General features: G+C 72.1%; 9 protein-coding genes and 1 pseudogene. 7 read left to right on the top strand and 3 right to left on the bottom strand.

The window, feature by feature from the left end:
- The first annotated feature begins 81 nt into the window (after positions 1-81).
- From ACWD3D_RS28735 to ACWD3D_RS28720, 4 genes and pseudogenes are all read left to right on the top strand, one after another.
- Positions 82-1,317, top strand: a complete 1,236-nt coding sequence (locus ACWD3D_RS28735) for an SWIM zinc finger family protein (protein WP_451463693.1) — start codon at positions 82-84, stop codon at positions 1,315-1,317.
- An 81-nt stretch (positions 1,318-1,398) separates the two neighbouring features.
- Complete coding sequence (locus tag ACWD3D_RS28730) at positions 1,399-2,130, top strand: DUF7873 family protein (RefSeq protein ID WP_451463692.1); 732 nt, start codon at positions 1,399-1,401, stop codon at positions 2,128-2,130.
- A 34-nt stretch (positions 2,131-2,164) separates the two neighbouring features.
- Positions 2,165-2,251: pseudogene (locus ACWD3D_RS28725) on the top strand.
- 444 nt (positions 2,252-2,695) lie between these two features.
- The gene (locus ACWD3D_RS28720) at positions 2,696-3,331 is read left to right on the top strand and encodes a TMEM175 family protein (RefSeq protein WP_451463691.1); all 636 of its coding nucleotides are present in this window, start codon (positions 2,696-2,698) and stop codon (positions 3,329-3,331) included.
- 113 nt (positions 3,332-3,444) lie between these two features.
- Here the strand turns inward: ACWD3D_RS28720 and ACWD3D_RS28715 are convergent, their stop codons facing one another.
- Positions 3,445-4,656, bottom strand: a complete 1,212-nt coding sequence (locus ACWD3D_RS28715) for a pyridoxal phosphate-dependent aminotransferase (RefSeq protein ID WP_451463690.1) — start codon at positions 4,654-4,656, stop codon at positions 3,445-3,447.
- Positions 4,657-4,740: 84 nt separating this feature from the next.
- On the opposite strand from ACWD3D_RS28715, the gene ACWD3D_RS28710 reads away from it, so the two are divergent.
- Both ACWD3D_RS28710 and ACWD3D_RS28705 read left to right on the top strand, forming a co-directional pair.
- Positions 4,741-5,409 carry a winged helix-turn-helix transcriptional regulator gene (locus ACWD3D_RS28710; RefSeq protein WP_451463689.1) on the top strand — a complete coding sequence of 223 codons (669 nt, stop codon included), beginning with the start codon at positions 4,741-4,743 and terminating at the stop codon, positions 5,407-5,409.
- An 85-nt stretch (positions 5,410-5,494) separates the two neighbouring features.
- A complete protein-coding gene (locus ACWD3D_RS28705) occupies positions 5,495-6,142 on the top strand; it encodes a uridine kinase (RefSeq protein WP_451463688.1) in 648 nt (215 codons plus the stop codon).
- A gap of 154 nt (positions 6,143-6,296) precedes the next feature.
- Here ACWD3D_RS28705 and ACWD3D_RS28700 read toward each other — a convergent pair whose 3' ends face one another.
- Positions 6,297-6,842 (bottom strand): methylated-DNA--[protein]-cysteine S-methyltransferase, encoded by a 546-nt coding sequence (locus tag ACWD3D_RS28700; protein ID WP_451463687.1) that lies wholly within the window; start codon positions 6,840-6,842, stop codon positions 6,297-6,299.
- 129 nt (positions 6,843-6,971) lie between these two features.
- Complete coding sequence (locus ACWD3D_RS28695) at positions 6,972-7,223, bottom strand: DUF7660 family protein (RefSeq protein ID WP_451463686.1); 252 nt, start codon at positions 7,221-7,223, stop codon at positions 6,972-6,974.
- A gap of 484 nt (positions 7,224-7,707) precedes the next feature.
- On the opposite strand from ACWD3D_RS28695, the gene ACWD3D_RS28690 reads away from it, so the two are divergent.
- The coding region (locus ACWD3D_RS28690) for an MHYT domain-containing protein (protein ID WP_451463685.1) at positions 7,708-8,567 on the top strand (860 nt) is incomplete at its 3' end.

Raw genomic sequence — 8,567 nt, 5'->3', positions numbered from 1 at the left:
CCCGTTTGTCGGTCTCGGCGCCGGAGATCCCGCGCAACCTGCCGTTGTAGGCGAGGAGCCGCCCGGCCGGGCCCGGACGGCCTGCGCCGCACCTTCGAGGCGGTCCCCGCCCGTACGTCCGCCGAGGGCGAGCCCTTCGCGGACAGCTGGTGGGGCCGCGCTTGGGTGGCCGCGCTGGAAGGGCTCTCGCTGGACGAGGGGCGCCTCGCCCGGGGCCGCGCGTACGCCGACTCGGGCCATGTCGCCGCGATCACCGTCACCCCCGGCCGGGTCGTCGCGTACGTGCACGGCAGCAGGCCCCGCCCGTACCGCGCGGAGATCCGCCTGCGCGTATACACCGAGAGCGGCTGGGACACGCTGCTGGACGCGGTGGCAGCCCGCCCCGGGCACTTCTCCGCGCTGCTGGCCAGGACCATGCCGCATGCCTTGGTCGACACCGCCGACGGTGCCGGGGTCCGGCTGCTGCCGGCCGTCGACGATCTCGACCCGACCTGCTCGTGCCCCGACCGTGCGCTGCCCTGCAAACACGTCGCGGCGCTCTGCTACCAGACGGCCCGTCTGCTGGACACCGATCCGTTCGTCCTGCTGCTCCTGCGCGGACGCGGTGAACGCGAACTCCTGGACGAGCTCGCCCGGCGCAACGCCGAGCACGCCGCCCTTGAGCGCCCGGAGGCTCCCGAAGCCCCCTCGGTGCCTGCCCGGGAGGCGCTCGCCGGGCGCTACCTGCTGCCGCTGCCGCCCCCGCTGCCCGTGCCCGCTCTCCCCGGCAGGCCGCCCGCCTACCCCGAACTGCCGGGCGCCCGCGATCCGTTGGCCCTGGACCAGCTGGCCACCGATGCGGCGGCCCGCGCCCACGCGATCCTCACCACCGGCCGCGACCCGCTCGCCGGACTGAGCGCCTGGCAGGACGCCGTCCGGCTGGCGGCAGCCGGACCCACCGCCGGGCTCACCGCCACCTCGCGGGCCCTCTACCGCGAACTCGCGCACGCCACCGGCCGCAACACCACCGACCTCGCCCGCGCCGTGGCCGCCTGGCGGCAGGGCGGCGCGGAAGGGCTCGCCGTGCTGGAAACCCCGTGGGACCCCCCGGCCGGCCCCTTCGACCGGGCCCGCCCGGGCCTGGCCGCGGCCGACTTCCCCCGCTTCCAGCCCTGGCGCAACCACCTCACCCACCCCGGCGGCACGCTCCAGCTCCGCTTCGGCCGGGACAACCTCTGGTACGGCTACGAGGCCGACTCCGGCAGTGAGGACTGGTGGCCCCGAGCCAGGCCGGGCACCGACCCGGTGGGTGTACTGCTGGCGCTGCTCGGCCAATGAGAGGGCGGGCGAGGGCACTTGGCGGTAGCCGGGCGAAAATCCCCTGGAGGAACCCCTGTTGCCGGTGCTAGCTTCCGTGGCGTGGCGAAACTCAATCAGATCATCGCGGTGGAGAAGGGCGTCAAGTCCAAGGCCCACCAGGACCTCACCGCCGCCCATCACGGTCTCCAGAAGCCCGGGTTGCTGGCCGGGCTCACCCGTACGTACCAGCCGAAGGACGAGGAGGGCGAGCAGTTGCCGCCCGAATCGACGCTGGTGCAGGTCAAGGCCGAGGACGTGCTGCGGGACACCGCCGCCGCGCTGACCCGCCTCTTCGACGTGACCGCCACCAAGGACCGGGCGAACTGCGCGGCCCGCGCGGACGTCACGGTCGACGGCCGGGTGATCGTCGCGGACGCCCCGGTCTCCTACCTCCTCTTCCTGGAGAAGCAGCTGACCGACATCGGCACCTTCGTCCGCAAGCTGCCGGTGCTGGACGCCTCCGAGGCGTGGGCGCAGGACCCGTCGACCGACTCGTGGAAGACCGAGCCGGTGCGCACCCTCCGTACGAAGAAGGTGCCCCGCAACCATGTCAAGGCGGAGGCGACGGAGAAGCACCCGGCACAGGTCGAGGTGTACTACGAGGACGTGCCGATCGGTTACTGGACGACGGTGAAGTTCTCCGGCGCCCTCCCCGCCCGCCGGGTGCGGGAGCTGACGGAGCGGGTGGAGAAGCTCCAGCAGGCCGTGAAGTACGCCCGCGAGGAGGCCAACGCGGCCGAGGTCGTCGACCAGCGGGTGGGTGACGCGGTATTCGGTTACCTCTTCGGGTGACCGATCATGGATTCCCCGGCCACGGAGAACCGCGGCCGGGGTGCGCGAGGAGCGCAAGCTGAAACTGAGGCTTGTCGTGACGGACGCGGTTCCAGTGGAGGTTCGAGTCCTCCCTCCGGCACTTCCGGATCATGATCCCCGCCCTGCGGCGGGGCGGGCCCGGAACGCACCAGCTCCCCGCCGGAGTGGCCCAACAGGCAGAGGCAGACCGCGATCAATCTCAGACTCTTGCTCCAGACTCAGCATGGGCCGCCGATCGCCGGATCGACCGGTCCAGGGCCCAGCGGCGTCGAAATGCCAGTTCGAATCTGGCCCGCAGAGCTCGATCTGCGGTGGTCCAAAGGCAGGACGCGACGACATCACGACTGACCCTGGTCCTTAAACGTGCCGGCGTGCGACGAAGGCGGCACCCACAGGGCCCGGAGGCCGGCTACGTCTCCGGGCCCGCTCCCGTTCTCCGTGCTTCTCCGGGGACGTTCCGCCGGAACGAGGACGCGGAAGCCACGGCCCGCCCGCCGTCGGAGTAATCCGCGCGGCGCCGGTGCGGCCCGGGGAAGCTGACCCGGTGAGCGACGAGCGGGCACGGGAGGACGGTGCGAGGACGGCGGACCGGCTGACCGGCTTGTCGGACGGGATCTTCGCGATCGCCATGACCCTGCTGGTGCTCGACATCCGGGTGCCCCGGGGCCTGGACGACGCCCGCTTCAGGGACGCGGTCCAGGACGCGCTGCCCGATGTCGGCGCCTATGCGCTGAGCTTCGTCATCCTCGCGGGCTTCTGGCGCGACCACCGGCGCATCCTGGCTCTCGTTCCCCTGTTCGAGGGGCCCTCGATCCGGTTCGCGCTCGTCTGGCTCGGGGCGGTCGCCTTTCTCCCCTTCCCGACCTCGCTGCTCTCCGAATACGCCTCCGAACCCCTCGCGGTCGCGGTCTACGCGGGTACCGTCGCCGTCACCAACCTGCTGGGGCTGGCGGTGCTCAGGACGGGACGTCGCGGCCGGTGGGCACCGGGTGCGGGCCGGGCGGAGGACGGCGCGGCGGCTGCTTCCGCCCGGTCGGTCTCCGTCGACCTGGGGGCGAGGGCGCTGGTCTTCGCCGTGTCCGTCCCCCTCGCCTTCGCCTGGCACCCCTTCGCGGCCATCTGGTTCTGGCTCGCCGACATCCCGCTCAGGGGGCTGGTGCGCAGGTTCCGCCCTGCCTGAGACGCGAAGGGCCGGGGGGCGCGAAGGGCCTGAGACGCGAAGGGCCGGGGGGCGCGAAGGCCCGGGGACGCGAAGGCCCGGGGGACGCGAAGAGCCGGAGGCGGGTCCCCCGCTCACTGCCGGTACCCCTCCAGGAACCGCCCGATGCGGCTGATCGCGGCGTCGAGGTCGTCGGCGTGCGGCAGCGTCAGAATGCGGAAGTGGTCGGGCCGGGGCCAGTTGAAGCCGGTGCCCTGCACCACCTGGATCTTCTCCCGGAGCAGCAGGTCGAGCACGAACCGCTCGTCGTCGAAGATCCGGTGCACCTTCGGGTCGATCCGGGGGAACGCGTAGAGCGCACCCTTCGGCTTCACGCAGGACACCCCGGGAATCTCGTTCAGCTTCTGCCAGGCACGGTCGCGCTGCTCGTACAGCCTGCCGCCGGGGGCGACGAGTTCCCGGATGGTCTGCCGGCCGCCGAGCGCGGCCTGGATGGCGTACTGCGCGGGGGCGTTGGCGCACAGCCGCATGGAGGCCAGCGTGGTCAGGCCTTCGAGGTAGCCGCGCGCGTGCTCCTGCGGGCCGGAGACCACCAGCCACCCCGAGCGGAACCCGGCGACCCGGTACGTCTTCGACAGCCCGCTGAAGGTGAGGGTGAGCAGGTCCGGGGCGAGGGACGCGACCGGGTGGTGCACCGCGTCGTCGTAGAGGATCTGGTCGTAGATCTCGTCGGCGTAGACCAGCAGCCCGTTGCGGCGGGCGAGGTCGAGGACGCCCTCCAGGGTCTCCTTCGAATAGACCGCGCCGGTGGGGTTGTTGGGGTTGATGATCACCACGGCCTTGGTGCGGTCGGTGATCTTGGAAGCCATGTCGGCGAGGTCCGGGTTCCAGTCCGACTGCTCGTCGCAGGTGTAGTGGACGGCCTTGCCGCCGGCGAGGGTGATCACCGCGGTCCAGAGCGGGTAGTCGGGGCTCGGCACGAGCACCTCGTCGCCGTCCTCCAGGAACGCCTGGACGGCCATGGAGATCAGCTCGGAGACGCCGTTGCCGAGGAAGATGTCGTCCACGTCGACGTCCGGCAGCCCCATCGCCTGGTAGCGCTGGGCGACCGCGCGGCGGGCCGACAGGATGCCGCGCGAATCGGTGTAGCCGTGCGCCTGGGGGAGCATCCGGATCATGTCCTGGACGATCTCCTCGGGCGCCTCGAAGCCGAAGAGCGCGGGGTTGCCGGTGTTGAGGCGGAGCACGCTGTGGCCCGCCTCCTCCAGCGCGTTCGCCTGCTCGATGACCGGGCCACGGATCTCGTAACAGACCTCGTCGAGCTTGCTGGACTGCCGGAACTCCATGCGGTTCCTCCCCTGCCGATTGCGATACTTGGTTTTACCAAGCCTGACCTTGGAAAGTCCAACAACATGTCTAGACTGCGTCGTATGCCACGTCAGCAGCAGCCAGCAGCGCGCCCCGTACGCCGACGCAGTTACGACCAGTTCTGCGCCACCGCCCGAGCCCTGGACTCCGTCGGAGACCGGTGGACCCTGCTGATCGTCCGTGAACTCCTGGCCGGACCGCGCCGCTACACCGATCTGCACGCGGACCTGCCGGGAGTCAGCACGGACGTCCTCGCCTCCCGCCTCAAGGACATGGAGCAGAGCGGCCTCGCGCTGCGCCGCAAGCTGCCGCCCCCGGCCGCCGCCTCGGTCTACGAACTCACCGTCCGGGGCAGGGGACTGCTGCCCGTCCTCACCGCCCTCGCCCAGTGGGGCGCGCCCGCGCTGGAGGAACGCCGCCCCACCGACGCCGTCCGCGCCCATTGGTTCGCCCTCCCGCTGCGCCGCTCCCTGGCCACGACCGCCCACTCCGGCGTGGTCGAAGTCCACCTGGACGAAGGTGAGTTCCACGTCCGCGCGGGCGTCGTACCGCCAGGGGAGGAGGTCTACGGCTACGGCGGCGACCCCCGCGCCGACGCCCGTATCGCCCTGGACGCCGAACTCTGCCTGGCCATGGGCCGGGACGAGGTCACCTTCGCGCAGGCGGTGAAGGACGGCCGGATCGAGGTACGCGGCGAGAGTCCGCTCGCCGCGGAACTGCGCGGGGAGTGACCGGCCGCCGGTCCACGGCCACGGCCGCCGGTCCATGGCCACGGCCGCCGGTCCATGGCCACGGCCGCCGGTGGATGATGAACGGGTGCGACTCGAAGCGATCACCTGGGACCGGCTGGCCGAGGCCCTCGCCGCGCACGCGGACGGGCTGATCCCGGACGGCGGCGGCCCCTGGCTCAGGATCGGCGTCGACGGCGCCCCCGCCGCCGGCACCGGCCCCCTGGCCGACCGCCTCGCCAAGGCCCTGCGCCTGCGCGGCCGGGCCGTACTCGTCGTCCCCACCGAGGGATTCCTGCGCCCGGCGAGTCTGCGGTACGAGTACGGCAGACGGGACCCCGACTCGTACGCCCAGGGCTGGTTCGACACCGGGGCGCTGTGGCGCGAGGTGTTCGGGCCGCTGGAGCCTGGCGGTACCGGACGCGTCCTGCCGGACCTGTGGGACCCGGCCACCGACCGGGCCACCCGCAGCCCGTACCGCCAACTGCCCGAGGGCGGGGTGCTGGTGCTGCACGGGCCGCTGCTGCTGGGGCAGTGGTACCCGTTCGACCTCGCGGTCCATCTGCGGCTCTCGCCGGGCGCGTTGCTGCGGCGCACGGACGAGGAAGCCCGGTGGACCCTGCCCGCCTTCGCGCGGTACGAGGAGGAGACCGCCCCCGCCGACCACGCCGACGCCGTCGTCCGCGCGGACGACCCCCGCCACCCGGCATGGACGGGGCTCCGCGAGAAGGGGTGACCCCCGGGTCCGTACGCGCCGCAGGCGCGGGCGGGCAGCCGGTAGCAGAGCACCGGCCAGGAGCAGAGCACCGGCCGGTAGCAAAGCACCGGCCAGGAGCAGAACACCGGGCCCGGGGGCCGAGCACCGGTCGGGGTCAGAACACCGCCCGGGGTCAGAACAGCGGATGGGGCAGCACGCCCTCCAGCTCCAGCAGCCGCCGCTTCGTCTCCGTACCGCCGCCGAACCCTCCCAGCCCGCCGCCGCTCTCCACCACCCGGTGGCACGGCACGACGACCGGCAGTGGGTTGGCGCCCATGGCCGCCCCGACCGCCTGCGCGCCGTCCGGCCGCCCCACCCGGGCGGCGAGCTCGCCGTACCCGACGACCGCGCCGTACGGAACACCTGTGGCGAGTTCCTGGAGGACACGGCGGTGGAAGCCAGAGGTCAACGACCAGTCCAGGGGGAGATCGAACGTCCGTAGCGCGCCGTCGAAATAGGCGTCGAGCAGACGGGCCGCCGCGGCGAGCACGGCGGAGCCGCCGTCCTCCACCGGCTCCGCACCGAGCCTCTCCCGCAGCATCGCCAGCGTCCGGTCACGCACCGGGGGTCGCGCGTGGAAGGACACGGAGACCAAGCCGGTGTCCGTCGTGGCGAGCATCAGGGGTCCGACGGGGCTCGCCACGACGGACCACTCCACAGGGCCTGCGCCGTTCGTCATACCGCCACAGTAGAGTCCGCCACCGACATCGATCCCGATACTCGGGTATGCCCGACCCCATCGACCCCATCGACCCCATCGACCCCATCGACGCCCACGGCGCCGGGCGCGACACGGGACGCGAACACGTCACTCGTAGACGGTGGCGGCCTGAAGCGCTCGGGCCAAGAACGTCCAGTCCCCGCCTTCCGGGAGCTCCTTCTCCATGTTCTGGTACCAGCCCGGTGCGTCATGCATCCATGCCGCGAGGGCCTCCAGGAAGCGGTCGATGCTCCGGTTCTCCCCTTCGTGTCCCCTGCGGAGGCAGTCCTGACGCAGTTCTCGGACGAAGGAGACCAGTTCGTCGCGGCTGCGGACTTCGGCGTCCGGGGTGAGTGCCATGCGGAGAAAGTACCTTGCGCCTCGTGCTCGCCACGCTTGACGAACAGGAGGAGCATCAACCGGCACCCGCCACCGACCACCGCCACCGACCACCGCCCCCGGCCACCCGCATGCGACGCCCGGCACCGGCGGCGCCCGGGTGAAGCGCGGGCAATGGTGCGCGTGACGTCGCAGGAGTGTGACGGTCACCCTCACCGAGGAGAGAAGTGGTGAGGACTGGATCATGCGCGGCATTTTCTCCACCGCTCCAGTTTTCGGGCGATAAAATGCCGCCCTTGTGTTCGCTTGCCGGGGCCTGGCGGTTTTTGGCGGAACTCCGGCCGACGGAGCCCCGCCGGGACCGTGCGTCCCGATCCTTCGACCGAGCGGGACCGGTCCGCGACCAGCGGCTTCCCCGCCGGTCGGCGGGAGTCATGGGCCCCGGCCCGCCCGCCGACCGGCAGAGCACCACCAGCACCGCGTTTTCCTGAAGGGCGTATCCAGCATGCAGGGCACAGTCGACGGCTTCTCCTACGGCCTCGTGACTCCGGTCGTGGCCTTTCTCATGGCCTGCCTCGGTGCCGCGCTGGGGCTTCGCTGCACCGTCCGGTCCGTCCGGTCCGTCCGGTCCACCGGGTCGCATCCGGCCCGCCGCCCGCACCGGGCCGGATGGCTCGCGCTCGGCGCCACGTCCATCGGCTCCGGAATCTGGACCATGCACTTCATCGCGATGATGGGTTTCCGTATCGACGACGCGGCGATCACGTACGACCTGCCACTGATGTTCGCGAGCCTCGCCGTGGCGATCGTCATGGTCGGTATCGGCATCTTCATCGTGGGTTACCGGGGCGCGACCCGGCTGGCACTGGTCACCGGCGGCCCCATCACCGGCCTCGGGATCGCCTCCATGCACTACCTCGGCATGGCGGCCATGGCGTTCCGGGGACAGTTCGCGTACTCGACGGCCACCGTGGCTCTCTCCGTCGTCATCGCCGTGGTCGCCGCCACCGTGGCGCTCTGGGCGGCCGTCTCCCTCCGCGGTTTCCTGCCGAGCCTGGGCGCCGCCGTCGTCATGGGCGCCGCCGTGAGCGGGATGCACTACACCGGCATGGCCGCGCTCCGGGTCCATCTGCACCCCGGTGCCACCGGCCGGGCCGGGGGCGAGACGGTCGGCTCGATCCTGGTTCCCCTTCTCGTCGGACCGCTCGCCTTCCTGCTCCTCGCGGGGGTGATCGTGCTGTTCGACCCGCTGGTCGTGGCGGGCGACCCGGCGGTCAGATCCCGCCGATCCCGGAGGCGTCGATCACCAAGCCGCCCAGCGCGGAGCTCCGGCCGGGGCAGGTGGACGCAGACTCGCTGCCGGAC

It is taken from the genome of Streptomyces sp. NPDC002690, assembly GCF_053592415.1.
This window is presented reverse-complemented; position numbering and strand designations above follow the sequence as displayed.